22 protein-coding genes are annotated in these 21,403 nt (G+C 69.9%); 6 read left to right on the top strand and 16 right to left on the bottom strand.

Annotated elements, in window-relative coordinates; translation table 11 throughout:
- Positions 1–64 precede the first annotated feature (64 nt).
- Positions 65–1,339, top strand: coding sequence for a phosphoribosylamine--glycine ligase (gene purD / locus ACK4SE_RS05095; RefSeq protein WP_409689420.1), 1,275 nt, complete (start codon positions 65–67; stop codon positions 1,337–1,339).
- Between the two features lie 13 nt (positions 1,340–1,352).
- On the opposite strand, the gene ACK4SE_RS05100 is transcribed toward purD, so the two are convergent.
- A complete protein-coding gene (locus ACK4SE_RS05100) occupies positions 1,353–2,045 on the bottom strand; it encodes a murein L,D-transpeptidase catalytic domain-containing protein (protein WP_409689422.1) in 693 nt (230 codons plus the stop codon).
- A 149-nt stretch (positions 2,046–2,194) separates the two neighbouring features.
- Between ACK4SE_RS05100 and ACK4SE_RS05105 the strand changes: the two genes are divergently transcribed.
- Positions 2,195–3,502 (top strand): amidohydrolase family protein, encoded by a 1,308-nt coding sequence (locus ACK4SE_RS05105; RefSeq protein ID WP_409689678.1) that lies wholly within the window; start codon positions 2,195–2,197, stop codon positions 3,500–3,502.
- Here ACK4SE_RS05105 and ACK4SE_RS05110 read toward each other — a convergent pair whose 3' ends face one another.
- The gene (locus ACK4SE_RS05110) at positions 3,503–5,332 is read right to left on the bottom strand and encodes an SLC13 family permease (RefSeq protein ID WP_409689424.1); all 1,830 of its coding nucleotides are present in this window, start codon (positions 5,330–5,332) and stop codon (positions 3,503–3,505) included.
- 101 nt (positions 5,333–5,433) lie between these two features.
- On the opposite strand from ACK4SE_RS05110, the gene ACK4SE_RS05115 reads away from it, so the two are divergent.
- From ACK4SE_RS05115 to ACK4SE_RS05125, 3 genes are read left to right on the top strand one after another with little or no spacing between them, the layout of a single operon-like run.
- Complete coding sequence (locus ACK4SE_RS05115) at positions 5,434–6,312, top strand: TIGR01459 family HAD-type hydrolase (RefSeq protein ID WP_409689426.1); 879 nt, start codon at positions 5,434–5,436, stop codon at positions 6,310–6,312.
- A 38-nt stretch (positions 6,313–6,350) separates the two neighbouring features.
- Positions 6,351–6,818 carry a MaoC family dehydratase gene (locus ACK4SE_RS05120; RefSeq protein ID WP_409689428.1) on the top strand — a complete coding sequence of 156 codons (468 nt, stop codon included), beginning with the start codon at positions 6,351–6,353 and terminating at the stop codon, positions 6,816–6,818.
- A gap of 1 nt (position 6,819) precedes the next feature.
- A complete protein-coding gene (locus ACK4SE_RS05125) occupies positions 6,820–7,755 on the top strand; it encodes a bifunctional riboflavin kinase/FAD synthetase (RefSeq protein ID WP_409689430.1) in 936 nt (311 codons plus the stop codon).
- Positions 7,756–7,934: 179 nt separating this feature from the next.
- Here the strand turns inward: ACK4SE_RS05125 and lpxK are convergent, their stop codons facing one another.
- The 14 genes from lpxK to ACK4SE_RS05195 form a co-directional block, all read right to left on the bottom strand.
- Positions 7,935–8,969, bottom strand: coding sequence for a tetraacyldisaccharide 4'-kinase (gene lpxK, locus ACK4SE_RS05130; protein ID WP_409689432.1), 1,035 nt, complete (start codon positions 8,967–8,969; stop codon positions 7,935–7,937).
- The gene (locus tag ACK4SE_RS05135; RefSeq protein ID WP_409689434.1) at positions 8,966–10,252 is read right to left on the bottom strand and encodes a 3-deoxy-D-manno-octulosonic acid transferase; all 1,287 of its coding nucleotides are present in this window, start codon (positions 10,250–10,252) and stop codon (positions 8,966–8,968) included. The genes lpxK and ACK4SE_RS05135 overlap by 4 nt, the downstream gene beginning before the upstream one ends.
- Positions 10,252–10,932 (bottom strand): lysophospholipid acyltransferase family protein, encoded by a 681-nt coding sequence (locus tag ACK4SE_RS05140; protein ID WP_409689436.1) that lies wholly within the window; start codon positions 10,930–10,932, stop codon positions 10,252–10,254. Before ACK4SE_RS05140 ends, ACK4SE_RS05135 begins: the two co-directional genes overlap by 1 nt.
- Entirely contained in the window at positions 10,929–12,713 is a 1,785-nt protein-coding gene (locus tag ACK4SE_RS05145) for an ABC transporter ATP-binding protein (protein ID WP_409689438.1), read from the bottom strand. The genes ACK4SE_RS05140 and ACK4SE_RS05145 overlap by 4 nt, the downstream gene beginning before the upstream one ends.
- A gap of 45 nt (positions 12,714–12,758) precedes the next feature.
- A complete protein-coding gene (locus ACK4SE_RS05150) occupies positions 12,759–12,965 on the bottom strand; it encodes a hypothetical protein (RefSeq protein WP_409689440.1) in 207 nt (68 codons plus the stop codon).
- Between the two features lie 15 nt (positions 12,966–12,980).
- On the bottom strand, positions 12,981–13,247 hold the full coding sequence (locus tag ACK4SE_RS05155; RefSeq protein WP_409689442.1) for a DUF4170 domain-containing protein: 267 nt from the start codon (positions 13,245–13,247) through the stop codon (positions 12,981–12,983).
- 26 nt (positions 13,248–13,273) lie between these two features.
- On the bottom strand, positions 13,274–14,065 hold the full coding sequence (locus ACK4SE_RS05160) for a 3'(2'),5'-bisphosphate nucleotidase CysQ (protein WP_409689444.1): 792 nt from the start codon (positions 14,063–14,065) through the stop codon (positions 13,274–13,276).
- Complete coding sequence (locus tag ACK4SE_RS05165) at positions 14,062–15,411, bottom strand: TldD/PmbA family protein (RefSeq protein ID WP_409689445.1); 1,350 nt, start codon at positions 15,409–15,411, stop codon at positions 14,062–14,064. The genes ACK4SE_RS05160 and ACK4SE_RS05165 overlap by 4 nt, the downstream gene beginning before the upstream one ends.
- A 40-nt stretch (positions 15,412–15,451) precedes the next feature.
- A complete protein-coding gene (locus ACK4SE_RS05170) occupies positions 15,452–15,868 on the bottom strand; it encodes an MAPEG family protein (protein ID WP_409689447.1) in 417 nt (138 codons plus the stop codon).
- Positions 15,868–17,646, bottom strand: coding sequence for a M14 family metallopeptidase (locus ACK4SE_RS05175; RefSeq protein WP_409689449.1), 1,779 nt, complete (start codon positions 17,644–17,646; stop codon positions 15,868–15,870). Before ACK4SE_RS05175 ends, ACK4SE_RS05170 begins: the two co-directional genes overlap by 1 nt.
- Before the next feature lie 119 nt (positions 17,647–17,765).
- A complete protein-coding gene (locus ACK4SE_RS05180; protein ID WP_409689451.1) occupies positions 17,766–17,981 on the bottom strand; it encodes a hypothetical protein in 216 nt (71 codons plus the stop codon).
- Between the two features lie 46 nt (positions 17,982–18,027).
- On the bottom strand, positions 18,028–19,557 hold the full coding sequence (locus ACK4SE_RS05185; RefSeq protein ID WP_409689453.1) for a UbiD family decarboxylase: 1,530 nt from the start codon (positions 19,555–19,557) through the stop codon (positions 18,028–18,030).
- Between the two features lie 41 nt (positions 19,558–19,598).
- A complete protein-coding gene (locus ACK4SE_RS05190; RefSeq protein ID WP_409689456.1) occupies positions 19,599–19,847 on the bottom strand; it encodes a helix-turn-helix domain-containing protein in 249 nt (82 codons plus the stop codon).
- Between the two features lie 26 nt (positions 19,848–19,873).
- On the bottom strand, positions 19,874–20,710 hold the full coding sequence (locus tag ACK4SE_RS05195) for an aldo/keto reductase (RefSeq protein WP_409689459.1): 837 nt from the start codon (positions 20,708–20,710) through the stop codon (positions 19,874–19,876).
- A gap of 42 nt (positions 20,711–20,752) precedes the next feature.
- Here ACK4SE_RS05195 and ACK4SE_RS05200 point away from each other — a divergent pair, with 42 nt between their 5' ends.
- A complete protein-coding gene (locus ACK4SE_RS05200) occupies positions 20,753–21,370 on the top strand; it encodes a biopolymer transporter ExbD (RefSeq protein ID WP_409689462.1) in 618 nt (205 codons plus the stop codon).
- The last annotated feature ends 33 nt before the right edge of the window (positions 21,371–21,403 follow it).

A 21,403-nucleotide genomic window follows, 5' to 3' on the forward strand; every position in this document is an offset into this window, starting at 1 on the left:
GCCCGAAGTCGCGTAAACCCTGTCCGCGCTTGACCGGCCGCCCATGGCCGGTCATGTCGCGGGCATGAAGGTACTTCTCGTCGGATCGGGCGGTCGCGAACACGCCCTGGCCTGGAAAATCCGCCAGTCGCCGCTGGTGACGTCGCTGGTCATCGCGCCGGGCAATCCGGGCATGGAACGGCTGGGCGAGCTCGTCCCGGTCAAGGCCGACGACGCCGAGGGTCTGGCCATCCTGGCCCGCGAGATTCGCGCCGATCTGGTGGTGGTAGGGCCCGAGATGGCGCTGGCCGCCGGACTGGCCGACCGACTTGCGGCGGCGGGCATCCCCTGTTTCGGACCCACCGCGAAAGCGGCGCAGCTCGAGACCTCCAAAGCGTTCGCCAAGGACTTCCTTGAACGCCACGACATCCCCACGGCGGGCTACGGCGTCTACGAGACCCTGGCCGAGGCCAAACAGGCGCTCGACGTCTTCAAGCCCCCCTATGTGATCAAGGCCGACGGCCTGGCCGCGGGCAAGGGCGTGGCCATCAGCCCTGATCGCCGCGACGCCGAGGCCGAGATCGGGCGCATGCTGGGCGGCCGCTTCGGCGCCGCCGGGGCGCGGGTGGTGATCGAGGAGTTCATGGACGGGGAGGAGGGCTCCCTGTTCGCCCTGTGCGACGGAACCCGCGCCGTACTGCTGGGCGGCGCCCAGGACCACAAGCGCGCCTTCGACGGCGACATGGGCCCCAACACCGGCGGCATGGGCGCCTATTCCCCCGCGCCCGTCTTCACCCCTGATTTCGTCCAGCTGGCCAATGATCGCGTGGTCCAGCCCACCATGGCGGGCATGGCGGCGGAGGGCGCGCCCTATCGCGGCGTGCTCTACGCCGGGCTGATGGCCACGGCCGATGGTCCGAAGGTGGTGGAGTTCAACGCCCGCTTCGGCGACCCGGAATGCCAGGTGCTGATGATGCGTCTGGCGGGGGACATCGTGCCCCACCTCTTGGCCTGCGCCCGGGGCGACGTGTCGAAACTGCCGCCGCTGGAATTCCGCCCCGAGACCGTGATCTGCGTGGTCATGGCCGCCAAGGGCTATCCCGACAGCCCCCTGACCGGCTCGGTCATCCGCGGCTCGGAGCAGGACTTCGGCCCGGATGTGCAGGTCTTCCACGCCGGCACAGCCCGCAACAAGGACGGCGCGCTGGTCGCCTCGGGCGGCCGGGTGCTGAACGTCTGCGCCCGCGGGGCCGATATCGGAGAGGCCCGAGAGCGCGCCTACGCCGCCATCAGCAGGATCGACTGGCCCGGCGGCTTTCACCGTTCCGACATCGGCTGGCGGGCGCTGGACCGGGAATAGGCCGTATTTTCCTCTAGGCGAGCGCGAACAGCAGCCGGCCCTCGCCCATGCGGTCGCGCACGGCCTGCAGGTCGGCGTGGGACAGCGAGAAACAGCCGTAGGACCGGCCCAGCTTGCCTTCGCGCTCCAGGAACGACGGCTCGGCGTAGTCGGCGCCGTGGACGATGATGGCCCGCTCGCGCGCGGCGGAGTTGGAGTACTCCAACCCGTCCAGCAGCACGTTGGGGCCCTGCTGCGGCCCCCAGTTCGGGCCCGCCGTCACGAACGACCCCACCGACGACATGTGGGAGTCCCGCACATTGGAGAAGCGCTGGGCGAAGCCGGAGTGGGCCGGGTCCGAGCCGCGCCCGTGGCTGGTGCGGAACGCCTGCACCCCGCCGGACTCCAGATTGACCTCGTAAAGCCGCGTCTCGCCCGAGAAGCGCGTGAAATCCACCAGATACATGCGGTCCCGCGAGGGGATGCGGCCGTGATGGACATCCAGGGCCGCCATGGCCCGGCTCATCAGCTCGGGCCGCACCTGACCGGTGGGGTCCAGCGGCGGCCGCACCTGCACGGTCTGGATGGGCCGCGGCGCCAGATCCAGCGACGGCGGCAGCATCACCTGCTGCACAGGCGCGGCGCCGGTCGAGGCGCAGCCCGACAGCGCCATGGCCCCGCCGACGGCCAGGCCGCCCGTGATCAGTCCACGTCTTGATAGCCGCATGTGACGCCCTCGATGCGGTTTCAGCCCCTTGTTTCCATGTGTTTCACAACCCCGCGCCCCGGCGCAAGCGCGGCCTTGGCTTAAAGGCCGGCCCGCCTATGATGCCGAACCGTCGGGTGATCCTGCCCGGCTCGGGCGAGGGCATGTCGATGAAGCGGTTCTGGATGGCGATGACGGCGGCGGCGATGGCGGCGTTTCCTGCCCTGGCGCAAGCCCCGCAAGGGGCAGCGGACACGCCCTCAAGCCTGACATACGTCCACGCCGGACGCCTTCTGGCCGACCCCTCCACCGGCCGGATCAGCCAGAATCAAACCGTCGTGATCGAGAACGGCCGGGTCCGCGAAATCCGCGACGGCTTCGTCGGCGAAGGCAATGTGGTCGATCTGTCCGATCGCTTCGTCCTGCCCGGCCTGATCGACAGCCATGTGCACATCACCAACCAGCAGGGTCCCAACAGCCGCATCGAGCGCTTCACCCGCAGCGCGGCGGATTCGGCCATGCAGGGCGCCGCCTACGCCCGCGTGACGCTGGAGGCCGGCTTCACCACCGTGGCGGATCTGGGCGGCATGAGCGAGGCGGTGGTGGCGCTGCGCAACGGCATCGCTGCCGGGCACATCCCGGGCCCGCGTCTGCTGGTCTCGGCCGGCGGCGTCACCCCCCACGGCGGCCATGGCGACGTCAACGGCGTGCGCGAGGATCTGGTGCCGCACCTGCGCTCGGGCGGGGTCTGCTCCGGCGCCGACGACTGCCGCCGGGCCGTGCGCGAGCGGGTTCTGGCCGGCGCCGACATCATCAAGATCACCGCCACCGGCGGCGTGCTGTCCGACACCGCCGCGGGTCTGGGCCAGCAGTTCTCCAACGCCGAGCTGGAGGCCATCGTCGAGACCGCCCACTTCATGGGCCGCACCGTCACCGCCCACGCCCACGGGACCGACGGCATCAACAGCTTCCTGGCCGCGGGCGGCGACTCCATCGAGCACGGCACCTATCTGGACGCCGACTCCATCCGCATGATGCGCGCCAGCGGCGCCTGGCTGGTGCCCACCCTGCTGGCCGGCGACTTCGTGGCCCGGGTCGCCTCGGGTCCGGACAATTTCCTCACCCCCAACCAGACCGCCAAGGCGCTGGAGGCCGGGCCCCTGATGCTGGACATGGCCCGCCGCGCCCACGACGGCGGGGTGCGCATCGCCTTCGGCACCGATTCCGGCGTCTCGGCCCACGGCGACAACGCCCGGGAGTTCGCGCTGCTGGTGCAGGCCGGCCTGACGCCGCTTGAGGCCATCCAGGCCGCCACGGTCAACGCCGCCGAACACTTCCGCCTGCAGGACCAGATCGGCCGCCTCGCCCCCGGCATGGCGGCGGACCTGATCGCCGTCGCGGGCGACCCGCTGACCGACGTCACCGAGCTGGAGCGGGTGGCCTTCGTCATGAAGGGCGGCGTGACCTATCTGGACTGATCAGAGCCCGAACATCCACCAGATGGCGGCGCAGGTGGCGGCGCCGACGATGATCATCATGGGCACCCCGATCTTCAGGAAGTCGGTGAAGCGGTAGTCCCCCGCCGCATAAACCAGGGTGTTGGTCTGATAGCCGATGGGCGTCGCGAAGCTGGCCGAGGCCGCGAACATCACCGCCACCAGCAGCGGCCGGGCGTCGATGCCCATCTGCTGGGCCAGGCCGATGGCGATCGGGGTCATGATCACGGCCACGGCGTTATTGGTCACCATCTCGGTCAGGATGGTGGTCAGGAAATACAGGCAGATCAGCACCACCAGCGGCGAGGCGTCGATCAGAAGCGGCGTGGCCCAGCCCACGATCAGGCCCACACTGCCCGCGTTCTGCAGGCCGATGCCGATGGCCAGCATGGCGAAGATCAGCACCAGCACGTCCCCGTCGATGGCGCCCCAGGCGTCCTCGGGGTCGATGCAGCGGGTCACCAGGATCACCGCCACGGCGATGATGGCGGCCCCGGCGATCGGGATGATGCCGAAGGCGGCAGCCAGCACTGTGCCCGCCAGCGCCGCGATGGCGATGGGCGCCTTGCTGCGGCGGAACGGCTGGCTCTGCGTCGCCCCCACGCCGATCAGCGTGCGGTTCTCGCGCAGGTCCGGCATGGTCTCCGGCGGCGCGGCGATCAGCAGGGTGTCCGCCGCCCGCACGCGCGCCCCGCCCAGGTCAGGCCCGGGCAGGTGGTGGGACCGGGACACGCCCAGGATTCGCAGCTTCAGCCGCGACAGCATGGGGATTTCCGACAGCCGCCGGCCGATGCCCGGGTGGGTGGGGGCGATGGTGGCCTCGAGGAAGGTGATCTCTGCACCTTCGCTGTCGGGGTCCTCCTCGCCTTCCTTGCGCGTCAGCACGATGCCGCCGGTGCGGCCGTTCATGCCGACGGTGAAGCCGGGCGCCCTCGCCAGGGCCTGGATTTCATGGGCCGGTGCCGACAGCAGGATGCGGTCGCCCTGCAGCAGCGCCTGGTTGTCCAGATCCTTGCGCAGGATGCGGCCGTCGCGCTTGAGACCCACCACCTTGGTCTCGGACCGTTTCAGCAGGTTGATCTCGCCCAGCTTGCGGCCGATGCGGTCGCTGCCGTCGCGCACCAGAAGTTCGGTCAGGAAGATGTGCGCGTCCGCCTCGCCGTCGTCCGTGTCATCCCGCCTGGGCAGCAGGAACGGCCCCAGCACCGCCAGGGTCAGCACGCCGCTCAGCACCGTAACCAGACCCACGCCGGTGATCTCGAAGATGCCGAAGGGCTCCATGCCCATGTCCCGGGCCACGCCGTCCACCAGCAGATTGGTGGAGGTGCCTATCAGGGTCAGGGTCCCCGACATGATGGTCAGATAGGAAAGCGGGATCAGCAGCCGGGTCGAGGCCATGGACAGGGCCTTGGCCAGCTTCTTGATCACGGGGATCAGGATGATCACCACCGGGGTGTTGTTCATGAAGGCGGGCGCGGCGAGGGCCCCGCCGAACACGCCCGCCGCCGTCAGCCGCGGCCGCTCCTGCGCGCCCCGCGTCACCAGCCCCAGCACAGCCTCGATGGCCCCGGTCCGCACCAGCGCCCCGGACAGGATGAACATGGCGGCGATGGTCACCGGGGCCGGATTGCCCAGCACCGACAGGGCGGAGGTCAAGGGGAGGAACCCCACGATCATCATGATCGCGACCCCGCCCACGGCGATCACCGTCGGCGGCAGGCGCTCGCTGATGAAGGCCGCGAACAGGCCGACCAGGAACGCCAGGCCGATCCAGGCGCTATACGAATCGATGAAGGTGGTGATGACGTCCAAGACAGCCCCGCTCGCCGGAAGGCTCCGGCTTCGCACGAAAGGCGCGGGCGCGCATCCGGTTCCGCGTTGACGCAACCCCCGTGGGCGCCTACCCCCGAGACATGAACATCCAGATCCTGCCCCATCCCATCGACGGCCTGCGCGCCGTGGCCGCCGACTACGACGTCCTGCTGTGCGACGTCTGGGGCGTGATCCATAACGGCCGCGAGCATTTCGCCCCGGCGCTGGACGCCCTGATCCGCTTTCGTGAGGGCGGCGGCAAGGTGGTGCTGGTCTCCAACGCCCCGCGCCCGTCACTGGCCGTCCTGCCGCAACTGGACGGCCTGGGCGTGCCCCGCACGGCCTGGGACGCCTTCGTCACCTCCGGCGACGCCACCCGCGCCGAACTCAGCCGCCGCGCCCCCGGTCCCGTCTGGGCTCTGGGCCCGGACCGGGACATGGCGCTTTATGAGGGAACCGGCGTGGCCGTGGCCGAGGGGCCCGACGACGCCCGCTTCATCTGCTGCACCGGCCTGTTCGACGACACCACCGAACAGCCACAGGACTATCGCGAGGCGCTGTCGAAGGCCGCCGCGCGCGATCTGGAGATGGTCTGCGCCAACCCCGACCGGGTGGTGCAACGCGGCGACCAGTTGATCTACTGCGCCGGTTCGCTGGCCGATCTCTACGAAACCCTCGGCGGGCGCGTAACCATGGCCGGCAAGCCGTTCGGACCGATCTACGACCTTGCCATGAAGGAGGCCGAGACCCTGCTGGGCGCCAACGCCGACCGGTCCCGCGTCCTGTGCGTGGGCGACGGGGTGGTCACCGACGTCATGGGCGCCAACGGCCAGGGGCTGGACTGTCTGTTCGTGGCCGCGGGCATCCACGGGGCCACGGCGCAGGGGCCCGACGGCCGGGTCGATGCGGCCAAGGCGGGCGCGCTTCTGAGGGCCGAGACCACCTACGCCCGCTACACGATGCTCGACCTGGCCTGGTGAGGCTCGCCAAGCGGCGCGTCCGGCGCTAGATCACCCCCATGACTGAGACAAAACTTGTGGGGGCGCACCCCTCTGGCGGCTACATCCTCGACGAACTGCACGTCGGCATGACCGCTGAAAAAACCGTCGAGATGACCGAGCAGCGCATCCAGCAGTTCGCCGACGCCTCGGATGACTTCAACCCCGTGCACATGGACGAGGCGTTCGCGTCGAAGACCGCCTATCGCGGCCGCATCGCCCACGGCCTGCTGTCGGCCTCGTTCGGCTCGGCGGTGGTGGGCACCATCCTGCCCGGCGCCGGGGCCATTTACCTGCATCAGAGCCTGGCCTTCGAAAAGCCGGTGCGCATCGGCGACAAGGTCACCGCGCGCGTCACCGTGGCCGCCGTCGATCTGGAATCGGCGCGGGTGACGCTGAAGACCGAGGGCTATATCGGCGACGACTTCATCATGGGCGGCGAGGCGATCGTCCGCGTCCCCCGCCGTCGTCGTCCGGCGAAGGACTGACTTGCCCGTCCGCCTGATCACCGACTGGCGCGCCCTGCCTGCCGATGATCGGGGCGCGGCGGTGGCGGTCGGCGCCTTCGACGGGGTCCACCGGGGCCATCAGGCGGTGATCGCCGAGGCGAAGACGGCGGCCGACCGGCTGAACGCCTCGCTGGCCGTGGTCAGCTTCGATCCCCACCCGCGTCGCTTCTTCCAGCCCGAGGCCGCGCCCTTTCGCCTGATGACGCCGGACCAGATGGCCCGAGCCCTGGCGCCGCTGGGCGTGGACCGGCTCTATCTGCTGGCCTTCGACGCCGAGATGGCGGGGATGAGCGACCGCGACTTCGCGGATCAGGTGCTGCATCAGGGTCTGGGCATCGTCCACGCGGCGGTGGGTTTCGACTTCACCTTCGGCAAGGGCCGTTCCGGCTCGCCCCAGGCCCTGGCCGACTATGGTCGCGAGATGGGCTTCACCGTCTCGGCCGCCCAGCGGGTGGACGACGCCGACGGGCTCAAGCTGTCGTCCAGCGCAGTGCGCGAGGCGCTCAAGGCCGGCGACATGGACCGCGCCGCCGCCATCCTGGGCCGTCCCTTCGCCATCCAGGCCGAGGTGATCCACGGCGACAAGCGCGGCCGCGAGATCGGCGTGCCCACCGCCAACATGGCCTTGGGCGACTACATGCGCCCGGCCTACGGGGTCTACGCCACCCGCACCTGCCTGCCTGACGGCCGGGTGGTCGACGGCGTCTCCAGCCTGGGCGTGCGGCCCATGTTCCGCACCGAGGAACCGATGCTGGAGGCCTGGCTGTTCGATTTCTCAGGCGACCTCTACGGCCAGACGCTGGAGACCGACCTGATCGCCTTCCTGCGCCCCGAGGCGACCTTCGACGGCCTCGACGCCCTCAAGGCCCAGATCGACGCGGACGCCAGGGCCGCGCGGGCGGTTCTGGGGGCCTGAACAGGGGCCGAACTATTTTTCATCCCCCACCCTCCGGGGCGCCTTATAATAGCGCCGGAAGGGCGCGCGCCGGGCGGGACCCGGTGCGGGGGATTTCAGACAATTCGGACAATTCGGACACTGTTTTTTCGGGTCCCGAATCTGAAGTCGGGGGTCCGATTTCGGACAATTCGGACAATTCAGACGGTGTTTTTTCCATCCGGAATCTGAATTCCGGAACCGCCAAGCACGGTGAGAAAGCCCGCCTCATCCTCGAATCGCGCCCGCACCGGCCACGGCGTGACCCGGCCCCGCCACGCCGGCGGCAAGCGGACCCAGTCCTTCTCGGTGGTGACCAGCCCCGCGCCCTGGTCCGCCGCCCGGGCCGCCAGCGCCTTGAGGTCGCCCTCGGCGAAGGCCGCATGGTCGGGGAAGGCGGCGAAGTCGATCAGCTCGCAGCCGGCCGCCTTCAGGGCCCGCTCCACCTTCCACGGCTTGGCGATGCCCGCAAAGCCCAGCTGAGGCCCCGGGGGCGGCGACGCGGCCGCCTCCAGCCGAGCGATGAACACCGGCTTGTCTTTGAACAGGTTCAACAATTCTTGATCCGCGCTCGGCAGGTCGGCGGGCAAAAGCACCACCACCGCATCGGCCCGCGCCAGCCCGGCCCGCAGGGGCTCGCGCATGGGTCCGGCCGGGAACACCGCCCCGTCCCCGAACGGCCACTCGCCGCCGCGCGTCTCCCCGTCCACCACGATCAGGGAGAAGGCCTTCTGCAGGGTCGGGTTCTGATGGCCGTCGTCCATGACCACGACCGCAGCGCCGGCCTCCGCCGCCGCCCGCGCGCCTGCGGGGCGGTCCTTGGCCACCCACACCGGGGCCACGCTGGACAGGAGCAGGGGCTCGTCGCCCACATCCCCGGCGGCGTGCTGGGCGGGATCCACCCGCACCGGGCCCGCCAGCCGCCCGCCATAGCCCCGCGTCAGGCCGTGAGCCTCCAGGCCCTTGTCCCGCAACAGACGCAGCACCTCGCGCGCCACCGGGGTCTTGCCCGAGCCGCCCACGGTCAGGTTGCCCACCGAGATCACCGCCACGCCCGGATCTACCGGGACGGTCCCTGCGATGCGCCGCGCCGTCGCCCCGGCCCACAGCCAGGACAGGGGCTTCAACAGCGTGCGAATGACCGGCGACGGCGCGCCATCGCGCACGTACCACCAGCGCGGCGTGTTCAGCTTCATGGCGCTCTCCCGGGGGGCAGCAGGGGCGCCAGATGGCTCCACAGCCGGTCCAGTCCCGCATCCGCCGCCTGGGCCGCGCGGCGGGCCCGCTCGCCCGCAGCCCGCGCCTTCACCGGATCATCCAGCAAGGGCGAGATCACAGGCGCCAGCTGCTCGACCCGCTCCACCCGGATCAGGCCGCCGGCCCGCTCCAGATCGGCCGCCACGTCGGGCCAGTTGGCCATGTCCGGGCCGCAGACCGTGGGCTTGCCCAGCCGCGCGGGCTCCAGCGGATTGTGCCCCCCCGCGCCCGCATGGCCGATCACCGGCCCGAACGAGCCGCCCATGATCACCACGTCGGCCAGGGCCAGGAACAGCCCCATCTCCCCCAGGGTGTCGGCCAGATACACGGTGGTGTCCGCCGCAATGGCCTCACCCGACGAGCGCATGGCCACGGCGCGCCCCTCGGCCCGCAGGGTCTGGATCAGCCCACCGCCCCGCTCCGGATGGCGCGGCATGAGGATCACGAACGGCGGCTCCTCCAGGGCATCCAGCGCCCTGGCGATGGCCCGCTCCTCGCCCGGATGGGTGCTGGCCGCCAGCACCACCGATCGATCCCCGATGGCGGCGCTCAGCTGGTCGAAGGCGCCCTTGGCGTGGGTCAGGGGCCCGCCCGCCAGCTTCAGATTGGCCCGCCCCTGCACCCGCCCGCCCAGCGCCTCGACCCGCGCGGCCGAGGCGTCGTCCTGGGGCAGGATCAGGTCGAACGCCGCCAGCAGGTCCCGCGCCGCCCCGGGCAGGCGGCCCCACCCCTGCGCCGTCCTGTCCGTGATGCGTGCGCTGATCAGGGCCAGCTTCACACCCCGCGCCTGCGCCGCCCCGATCAGATTGGGCCACAGCTCGCTCTCCACCAGCACCCCCAGCGACGGCCGCCAGTGGTTCAGGAACCGTGCGGTGGCCAACGGTCCGTCCACCGGCGCGTACTGATGGATGACGTCCGGCGGCAGGCGCTCGGCCAGGATGCGCGCGGAGGTCACGGTGCCCGAGGTGACCAGAATCGCTACGTCCGACCGCTCGGCTCGCAGCCGCCCGATCACCGGCAACAGGGACAGACTCTCACCCACGCTGACCCCGTGCAGCCACACCAGCGGACCGGACGGGCGCGGGATCGACGGCCGCCCCAGCCGCTCATTGAGCCGCCCCGCATCCTCCTTGCCCCGCCGGGCGCGGGCCGCCAGCAGGCGCGGCGCCAGCGGCTCCACCCAGCCCGTCACCACGCCATAGGCTTTCAGGGCCAGGGCCATCAGCCGCGCGCCAGGGCGTCGGCGCGCGCCTCGACCGCCGTCAGCCGCGCCGTCCAGTCCGCCACCACGTCGGCCGGGTCCGTGTCGCGCCCGATCTCGACCCGGTCCCACACCACCGCCCCGCGCCCGAAGGGCAGGGGCAGCATCGCCCGGTCCCAGCTGTTCAGGCGCACGGCGGGCCGGCAGGCCAGCCCCAGCAACAGGACCGGCGCCCCCGACATGCGCGCCATGACCGGCAAGCCTTCACCCATCTGGCGAACCGGCCCCCGGGGCCCATCGGGCGTCAGGGCCACCGCGCCGCCGGACTTCAACCATTTCAGCGCATCGCGCAGGGCCTGCGAGCCGCCCTTGGCCTTCGCCGGGTCCTCCCGCTTCTGGGACGAGCCGCGAATGGCGGGGAAGCCCAGCCGCGCCACGGCGTCGGCGATGAACTGGCCGTCCGGCGACAGGGAGATCATCACCCTGAGCGGCTGGCCGCGCCCGTGGTCCCAGCCCGCCGGCGCCAGCGCCAGTCGCGAATGCCAGAAGGCGACGATGACCGGGCCGCCCTCGGCCCAGATGTCTTCCACCAGCTCGCGATTCTCGTGCCGCCAGCGGATGGTGCCGAGACACAGCCGCATCCAGCCGGCCATGAGCCGGCTGAGAACCGCCTGGACCCCCGGATGGCGGATTGGCCTCACGACCTCGCCTCGTCCGGCGCGGCGTCGAGGGACTGCTGGCGCGCCAGGCGCGCGTAGAGACCGCCGCGCCCCACCAGCTCTGCGTGCGCGCCTTCCTCCACCACGCGTCCCGCATCGATCACATAGATGCGGTCCGCGTTCTGAACCGTGGACAGGCGGTGGGCGATCATCAGGGTGGCGCGGCCCTGCATCAGCCGCTCCAGCGCCACCTGCACCAGCGCTTCGCTCTCGGTGTCCAGGGCGCTGGTGGCCTCGTCCAGCAACAGGATCGGCGCATCCTTAAGGAAGGCCCGGGCGATGGCGATGCGCTGGCGCTGGCCGCCGGACAGGCGCAGCCCCGCCTCGCCGGCGCGGGTGTCGTATCCCTCGGGCAGGGCCGTGATGAACTCATGGGCCGCCGCCGCCCGCGCCGCCGCCTCAATCTCGTCCCGGGTGGCGTCCGGGCGGCTGTAGGCGATGTTGAAGGCGATGGTCTCGTCGAACAGGAACGGCTCCTGGGTCACCAGGGCGATGCGGTCGCGCAGGCCTTTCAACGCCATATCCCGCACATCGATTCCATTGACCCGCACCGCGCCGCCGGTGACGTCATAGAACCGGGGCAGCAGGCTCAGGATGGTGCTCTTGCCCCCGCCGGACGGGCCGACCAGGGCCACGGTCTCGCCGGGGCTGACCCGGATGTCCACGCTGCTGAGGGTGGGGGCGGCCTGGGAATAGGCGAAGCTGACCCCCTCGAACCGGACCTCGCAGGGTCCCGCCGGCAGATCGACCGGCTCGGCCGCCTCTCGGATTTCGGGCTGGATGTCGAGGGCCTCGAACAGACGCCGGGCCGCCGTGAGCCCTTCGGCCAGCACGGTCTGTAGATTGCTCAGATTGCGCAGCGACTGGGCTGCGGCCAGCAGGATGCCGATGAAGGCGGTGAACTCGCCCACGTTCATCTCGCCCTGCTGCGAGCGCCAGCCGGCATAGGACAGCACCGCGGCGACCACGAACATGGCCACCATCTCGCTGGTGGGGCCCGAGAAGGCCTTGGCGTTGGCGCCCTTGATGACGAAGCGCTGGCGCCGGGCGATGACCTCGCCCACCCGGGCGTCCTCGGCGTCCTCGCGGTTCTCGATCTTGACCAGCCGGACCCCGTCCAGGTTCTCCATCAGGGCGGTGGACAGCACCGTGGTCTCGGCCATGGCCCCCACGGCCGCCTTGCGCGCTTTTTTCGAGAAGCGCCGCAGCACCAGGTTCACCGCCGGCATGCCGCACAGCACCACCAGCGCCAGCATGGGGTCGATCCAGATCATGGAGGCGATCAGGGCGATCAGGGTCAGGCCGTGCTGGGTGTAGCTCACCGTGCCGGTGGTGAAGGCCTCGCGCACCAGATTGGCGTCGAACAGCACCGACGAGACGAACCCGCCGGAATGCTGGGCCCGCAGGCGGGCCAGGTCGGCGCGGATCATGCGGGCGAACAGCTGGCTCTGGATCTCGCCGACCACCCCGTGGCCGAGGCGGTTGACCAGATTGGCCTGGCCGATGGCGGCGGCGCCCCGGATCACGCCCACCCCGGCGATGGCGGCGGGGATCATCCACAAAGCGTTGGGGTCCTGATCCACGAACAGCCCGTTCACCGCCGGTTCCAGCAGCCGCAGGATCAGGGCGGTGGTCCCGGCCGTTACGGCCGCGCACAGCATGGCCAGGGCCAGCCGGCCCTTTCGCTCCGACAGGTAGTCGCGCCAGATGCGCGCCAGCAGGGGGCGCAGCGGCTGTCGCGCCTCGGGCGGGGTCACGGTCATGGCTTCCGGTCCGACGTCAGGGCGGCGAAGTCAAGGCGTGGGCGGTCAGCCCCACGGCCCGCCGTGGGATCCGGAGTCCCGGCCCGAACCGCCCTCGCGGGCCTGACGTTCGGCCTGCCGCCGCGTCGCCCACGCGCGGAACCAGCGCATGGACTGGCGTTCCCGCCGCCAGACCAGAACCCAGAAGGCGAGCAGGGTCAGAAGCGAGATGAGGCCGAACAGCTGCTGGCCGTCCAGGGTTGTTCCAAACATTGTCATGGCGTGATCCTACGCCTTTGACGCGGCCTCGTCGCCCCGTTGATCGTTTCGAGGATCGATCATGCGGTGGGCGTGCAGGATGAAGTAGCGCATATGGGCGTTGTCCACGGTCTGCTGCGCCTTGGCCTTCCACGCCTTGCGGGCTTCCTCGTAGTTCGGGAAGGCGCCGACGAAGTCGACCTGGGACAGGTCGCGGAACGCGGTCCCGTTCAGATCGCGCAGCTCGCCGCCGAACACGATGTGCAGCAGCTGGGTGTTCTCGATTTCCTGAGGCATTGTTTGCCCGTCCTTTGAATGGCGGTTCAGTTGGCCAGCGGAATAGGCTGACAGCGCCGGATTATCAACGGATGCAGGGCCGGGGCGGCGCAGATCAGGCTGGCCTGCCGCGGATCGGGCCGGTTGAACCGCCATGGCCGGCCGTGATGGTCGCTGACCGTCGCGCCCGCCTCCGCCGCGATCAGGGCTCCGGCCGCCACGTCCCAGTCCCACTTGGGCGTCAGGGCCATGGCGGCGTCAAAGGCGCCGGACGCCACCAGCGCCATGCGATAGGCCAGAGAGTTGCGGTTCTCCACCCGCATGGGCGGCCACGGCTCGGGCCATTTCGGGCTCTCCAGCAGCCCCGCGCCGGTCAGCACCGAGGCGTTCTCCAGCACGGAGGTCTCGGACGCCGCGATCAGCTGCCCATTCAGACGGGCGCCGCCGCCCTCCACCGCCGCGAAGGTCTCGTTCAGGTCCGGGGCGTGGATCACCGCCGCCACGGGACGGCCGTCCTCGACCATGGCCAGGGCCACGCTCCACCAGGGCTTGTTCTTCATGAAGGCCACGGTGCCGTCGATGGGATCGGCCACAAGGATGCGCCGCCGCGACAGCCGGTCGGCGTTGTCCGCCGTCTCCTCGGACAGCCAGCCATGGTCGGGTCGGGCCGCCGTCAGGTGCTCGCGCAGCCAGCCGTCCACGGCCATATCCGCATCGGTCACCGGCGAGCCGCCGGGCTTGGACTGGATCGTCAGGCCCTGCGCCCGGTGGCGCACGGCCAGGGCGCCGGCCTCGATCGCCGCGGCCGTCAGCAGGTCCAGATCGGCGGCGAGCGTCATTTCCCCGCGATGGCCACCGCGTCGATCAGCAGGGATGGGCTGTTGAACGACCCACGGAACTCCAGGTCCGATCCCACCACCAGCCGTCCGGCCAGGGCCAGGAGGTTGCCGGCCACGGTGATCTCGCTGACCGGATAAGCCATCTCGCCATCCTCGAACCAGAATCCCGACACCCCGGCCGACCAGTCGCCGGTATTGGGGTTCAGCGAGGGTCCGAACATGGACGTAACCAGAAGTCCGGTCTTCGCGTCGGCCATAAGCCCCTTCAGATCACGCGCGCCCGGCGCGAGATGGAGGTTGTGGCCCGAGACGCCGGACGGCCCAGCCAGACCGCGCGAGGCGTGGCCGGTGGTCTGCAGACCGAGCTGGGCCGCCGAGGCCGTGTTCAGCATCCAGCCGTTGATCACCCCCGCCGAGATCAGTTCGCGCCGCTCCACCACCACGCCCTCGTCATCGAAGGGGGTGGAGCCCAGCCCGCGCGGCCGGAACGGGTCGTCGATCAGGGTCACGGCGTCAGACAGCACCTGCTGGCCCAGTCGATCCTTCAGGAAGGACACGCCGCGGGTCACCGCGGTCCCGGCCATGGCCTGGACGAAGGGCGAGATCACCTGCGCCGCCAGACGGTTCTCGAAGATCACCGGGGCGGTGGTGGAGGCGATCTTGCGCGCGCCCAGCCGCGCCACGGCCCGCTGCCCGGCCAGGGCGCCGATGGCCCCGGCGCCCGGCAAGTCCGACAGGTGACGAACGGACCGGTGTTCGCTGCCCCGCTCCTTGGCGCCGTCCCGGGCGGCGATGACGCCGACGCCGAGCGAGAAGCTGCTGCCCCGGTGCGCCCCGTCGAAACCGTGCGAGGTGACCAGCCGCCAGTCGCCGGCGGACCATGTGGCGCTGCCGCCTTCGGAGATGGACACCCCCGGCGTGGCCCGGGCAGCGTCCTCGGCCTCGCGCGCAGCGGCTTCCAGCGCCTCGGCCGTGCATTCTGTGGGGTCGAACAGGTCCAGGTCGCGGTGGGGTCCCTGGGCCAGCCGATCCCGGGGCGCCAGATCCGCATAGGGATCCTCGGGCGCCAGCCGCGCCATGGCCACGGCCCGCTCCACGAGCCGGTCGCGGGTCGCGGGTGACAGGTCCGAGGCCGAGACCGTCGCCTGACGACGGCCTACGAACACCCTCAGGCCCAGATCGCGGGATTCCTCGCGCTCCACCTCCTCCAGCGCGCCTTTGCGCACGCCCAGCGACAGGGTGCGCCGGTCCGCGTGCACCGCCTCGGCGGCGTCGGCCCCGGCCTTCAGCGCGGCGGAGAGAATGTCGTTCAGGATGTCGGCGGTGGGGAGGGAAGCATCAGCCATGCCCCGATATGGCCGGTCGCCCGCCCGCCCGCAACCGGCGTCAGGGCACGGCGTAGGCGATCAGCACCACGGCCAGCACCAGCAGGGGGACATAGGTCAGCATCATGCCGACGACCCGCGCCCGGGTGGCCCCCACCGACCGGGACAGGCCGAACGCGTGGATCAGTCGGCCCAGCAGGAACACTGCGCCCACCACATGGACCAGCCAGGGCGTGACCCCCACCAGCGCCATGAGCGCCAGCCCGCCCATGGCCGCCGGCGCATATTCGGCGGCATTGCCGAAAGCCCGCGAGGCGCCCATCAGCTCCGGCGACTCGCCGTCGCCATAGCCGATCCGCAGCCTTTGGCGCTGGCGCACCACCAGACCCGACAGGGTGATCAAAAGCAGGATCAGCAGGCCGCCCCACAGGGCGGCGGCGCGGGCGGACTCCTGAACGGCGGTGGTGAACAGGTCCATCAGCGGACCTCCCTTCCAATGGGATAAAGGCGATAGCGGTCGTCGTAGAAGGGCGTCCGCTCATAGAACCAGGCCAGCCGCGCGTCGCCGTCGGCGGCGAACGCCGCGTCCTCGGCCACCCGCGCCTCGAAGGCGGCGCGAAGCTCCGGATCGGCCTCCAGCATGCGCTCGGCCAGCGGCGCGATGGCGTAGGCCTCCATGTACTCCACCCGGTTCAGGATTTCCGGGAACATGCCCCAGGCGAAGAAGCTCTCGGATGATTGCGGCTCCAGCGCCAGCACCACCAGATCGCCCAGGGGCTGGTCGGTCGGCACGCGCACCGATCCGGCGGGGAAGGTCCAGTCCCGGTCCTCTGTGGTCACCGTCTCGACGGTGATCGGCACATGGCCCTCGCTGGTGCGCCCGGAGACCCGCGGGTCCCCGAGGCGCAGCATCTGCACCGGGACCGTGCGCGGGGCGTCCAGCACCTCCATCCGCACCCCGTGCAGGCGCAGGCGCTCGATGATGTCGGCGCGCCACGACGGCACCCAGTAGGCCTCGGGGCGCGCCAGGGTCAGGGTGGGGCGCGAGCCGTAGAACGGCATCATCCAGGGCTCGGGGTCCGGCTGGCCCAGCCAGCGGATCTCCGACCGCCCCGACGCAGCGCTTTCCCAGGTTTCATAGCGGATGCCCAGGAACTCCCGGGTCGCCACCGGCTCCTCGGTCGGCACGAAATTGGCCAGGATCTCCGACGGGCGCAGGGCGCGGTCCTGCGTCACCGCCACCCGCAGGTCGTCGCCATGGTCGGCCAGCAGGCGCATGGCCGTCTCGATGAACACATAGGTCCCCAGCACCCGCTGGTCGAAGGGCTTCAGGCTGTGGTTCTCGATCAGGATGGTGGGCACATGGGCCGCCGAGCCCCAGCCGTTGGAGAAGCGCTCGCCCAGCCCGCCGTCCGACAGGCCGGCGCGCGGATTGCGGTCGTCCACCGCGAAGACCAGTTCGCCGGGGATGTGGCCCTGGGCTTGCAGCGCGGCGTTCATGGCCGGTTTGAAGGCGTCGTCCAGCCATTGGGCGGTGGCCGGCGAGCGCGACCAGACGCCGTTCTCGCCGTTGTAGCAGTAGGTGACGTCGTACTGATAATCGATGCCGTCGGTGACGTGGATGTCCAGATACAGGTCCGGCTGATAGCGCTGGATCAGGCCCATGACCGCGCGCATCTCGGCCTGGTCCAGCTTGACGAAATCGCGGTTCAGGTTCTGGTTGGAGGCCGTATGGCGCCAGCCCTGCAGGCGCGGTCCGCGCTGGTTGGGCCGGGAATGGGCGCTGGTCCGCTCGTGGCCGTCCACGCTCAGGATCGGGATCAGGATCAGATTGACCCGGTCCAGCAGGTCGTCGCGGCCGTAGAAGGCGATGTCGCGCAGCAGCATCATGCCCGCGTCCTTGCCGTCGATCTCGCCCGGATGGATGCCGGCCTGGGCCAGCAGAACCGGCTTCGACGGATCAAACGCGGCGCCGTCCTTCGATGCGATCACCGCATAGATGGGCCGTCCCTCCGGCGAGGTTCCGAACTGCTCGATGCGGATCAGGTCCGAGGCCGCGTCCAGCCGGTCGAACCAGGCCCGGGTGTCGGCGTAGGTGGGGCTGAAATCATGCTCCGGGTCCGCCTCGAACGCCGTCACCCAGGGGTCGGACGCCTCGCGCATCAATGACCGGCTGGCGCCGTTCCATTCGGGTGCGGGCGGCAGGAACTGCTGATCCCACGGCGCGGCGTTGGGAACGGACGGCGACTGGGACATGACGGGACTCGCAAACAGAAGGGACGCGGCGCAGAGCCAGGCAGTTGGACGCATGGGGCGCTCTCGAAGCTCCGGCCGGGCCGGACGATAGAGCCTTCTAGCCCTTCAGGCCCGGATTGTCAGACCGCGTCGACGTCCTTCTCGGCCGGCATGTCCGCCCGCGCCTTGTCACACAGCTTCTTCAGGGCGGAGGTGATCGACGAGCCGTACAACTGCCCCTGGACGTCGGAAAAGCCTTCAGAGCTCAGCCGCCGCTTGATCTCCCCGACATTGGCGAATTCGCCGCTTTCGGCGAGTTGATAGGCGCGTTCGACGGTGGTGAGACGATGGTTCATCACCTTGATATAGTAACGCTTTGCGGAATTGCGAGGGGCAGGCGCCTTACTTCCAGATCGGCGCGCCGTCGCCTGGCAGTCCCAGCCGATCCCACATCGCGTTCACCCGCTCCACAACCTCGGTCTCCATGCGGATTTCCTCGCCCCACTCGCGCCTTGTCTCGGGCGGCAGCTTGTCGGTGGCGTCGAGACCGATCTTGGAGCCCAGCCCGCTCTCGGGCGAGGCGAAGTCCAGATAGTCGATGGGGGTGTTCTCGATCACGGTGATGTCGCGCGCCGGGTCCATCTTGGTGGACACCGCCCACATGACGTCCTTCCAGTCCCGCGCGTCGATGTCGTCATCCACCACGATGATCCATTTGGTGTACATGAACTGGCGCAGATAGCTCCACACGCCCAGCATCACCCGCTTGGCGTGGCCCGGGTAGGCCTTCTTCATGGAGACCACGGCGATGCGGTAGCTGCAGCCCTCCGGCGGCAGCCAGAAGTCGGTGATCTCGGGGAACTGGGCCTGCAGCAGGGGGATAAACACCTCGTTCAGCGCCTCGCCCAGCACCGAAGGCTCGTCCGGCGGCCGGCCGGTGAAGGTGGTCAGATAGATGGGGTCGCGGCGCATGGTGATGGCGCTGACCTGGAAGACGGGGAAGGTCTCGACCGAGTTGTAGTAGCCGGTGTGGTCGCCGTAGGGGCCTTCCTCGGCGTGCTCGTCCAGCAGCACATGACCCTCCAGCACGATCTCGGCCTGGGCCGGGACCATCAGGGGCACGGTCTTGCAGGGGACCAGCTCGGCCTTGGCGCCGCGCATCAGCCCGGCGAACTGATATTCGCTCAGGGTGTCCGGCACCGGCGTCACCGCCGCCAGAATGGTCCCGGGATCGGCGCCCAGCACCACGGCGGCGGGCAGGGGCTCGCGCTTTCCGGCCTTGCGGTGCCGGGCGTAATGCTGCGCCCCGCCCCGGTGCGCCAGCCAGCGCATGATGGCCTTGTCCTTGCCCAGCACCTGCATGCGGTAGATGCCCAGGTTGAAGTCGTCCTCGGCCGCATCCGACGGTCCCTTGGTGACCACCAGCCCCCAGGTGATCAGGGGCGCGGGCTCGCCGGGCCAGCAGGTCTGGATGGGCAGGCTGGTCAGGTCGATGTCGTCGCCCGTCAGCACCACCTCGTGCACCGGAGCCTTCTTCACCGTCTTCGGGCGCATGCCCATGACGGTGCGGGCCAGCGGCAGCATCTCCATGGCGTCGGACAGTCCGCGCGGCGGGGTGGGGTTCTTCAGGAAGGCCAGCAGCTCGCCCACTTCGCGCAGTTCGGCGGCGGTGGTGCGCTGCTTGTTCTCGAGGGTGACGCCCATGGCCACCCGCTTCACCGTGCCGAACAGATTGACCAGGCAGGGGATGGGGCTGACCGAGCCGTCGGGCATGACGGGCTTTTCGAAGATCACCGCCGGGCCGCCGTTTCGCAGCAGCCGGGTCTGGATCTCGGTCATCTCCAGGACGGTGGACACGGGTTCGGACACCCGCACCAGCTCGCCCCGGGCTTCCAGCATGTCGATGAAATCGCGCAGGGACTTGTAGGCCATGTCCACCGATTAGGCGGACAGGCGCGGCCTGTCACCCGCTATCAATAAGCCCGCGTGTCGGACACCAGGGCCCAGACCGGCAGGTGCAGGTGCCGCGTGGCCACGCCCAGTTGCACCGAATCCAGATGCGCCCGGCCCGCCTCGACCCGTCGCATCTCCTCGGGCGCGATCTGCAGGGCCTGCGCCATCGCCTCCAGATCCACGCCGCGCTGGTCCCGCCAGCGTCTCAGCCGGGCGCCGATGGCCGCGTCGGCCGGATCGGCCCCGGGAAATCCCAGGACGGAGCCCATGGTCGAACCCTCCCTAAGGGTCTGTCTTATTGTTGGGAGGTATCCTGATCCCATTCAAAGGCGGGATCAATCCAGTCGCCGATGCGCCCGCCCGGATGGGCCAGGCCGTGGATGCGGGCCATCTGGTCGGCGGTCAGCTCGAAATCGAAGATGTCCAGGTTCTCGGCCGCGCGCTTTTCGCTGGCAGTCTTGGGAATGGCGATGACGCCCTGCTGCACGACCCAGCGCAGGGTCACCTGTCCCGGCGTCTTGCCATGGGCCTTGCCGATTTCGGCGATGACCGCATCGTCGGCGATCTTGCCCTGGGCCAGCGGCGACCAGGCGGTGATGGACGATCCCAGAGCGCGCGCGGTCTCGATCAGGGTCTTCTGGGACAGATAGGGATGGTACTCGACCTGATTGGTCACCAGCGGCGCCTCGGACAGGGCGGCGGCCTCGCGGAACAGGGCCGAGGGGAAGTTGGACAGGCCGATGTTCTTCGCAAAGCCACGGGCGCGGGCGTCATTCAGCGCCTTGATGGTCTCTTCCAGCGCCGGTTCCGGCTTGGGCCAGTGCAGCAGCAGCAGGTCCGGGACCTGCCCCAGACGCTGCGCGCTCTCCCCGGCCTGACGCTGCAGATCGCCATCGCGGAAATTGGTCACCCAGATTTTCGTGGTCAGAAAGACGTCGTCGCGCGCCACGCCCGAATCTGCGATGCCCTGGCCGACGCCCTCCTCGTTCTTGTAGATGAAGGCCGTGTCCACGTGGCGGTAGCCGATGCGCAGGGCCTCGGCCACCATGCGCCGGGCGTCCGCCGGCTCCAGCTGGTAGGTGCCGAAGCCCAGGGCGGGAATCTCGATGTCGGGGGTCCTGATGGTCTGCATGGCGGCGCTCCGGCGGTGGGGGACCTTCCAGTTAGGCGCCGCATGGCGCCGGCGAAAGGCGCGCCCCGGGTGGATTCATTCCCTCGCGACGAGGAATTTCGCTTTCGGGAACATTCTTCACCCCCTGACCGCTTTACAAGCGCGGCGGCGGACGCCAAGACACTGTCCGAAACGCATTCAAGTTCGCCCGCACTCCTCTTTCACCGCGGGCCCGACCGGAGATATCTGCGTATGGCGGCCAAACTCAAACAACAAGGCGGCAAGGTTGAAGAGCTGAACTCGGACATGAACGTGACGCCGTTCGTGGACGTCATGCTCGTCCTGCTGATCATCTTCATGGTGGCCGCGCCTCTGGCGACCGTGTCCATCCGCCTGGACCTGCCGCCGGCCTCGCCGCCGGCTCCGGGTGAAGAGCTCAAGGAGCCGGTGTTCATCTCGATTCAGGACGAAACCTCTCTTTACGTGGTGGACGAGCAAACCACCCTGGAGAACCTGATCCCGGCGCTGAACGCCGCGCTGAACGTGCCGAACCCCCGTGAAGAGCGCGTGTTTGTCCGCGCCAACCCGGAAGTGACGTACGAGCGCTTCATGGAAGTCATGAACACCCTGCAAGCCAACGCCTTCTACAAGGTCGGCCTGCTGAACGAAGACATCGAATAGGCTTCGAACTTCGGATCGATACGACAAGGGCCG

This window comes from Brevundimonas sp. (assembly GCF_046293315.1).
Classification (GTDB): Bacteria; Pseudomonadota; Alphaproteobacteria; order Caulobacterales; family Caulobacteraceae; genus Brevundimonas.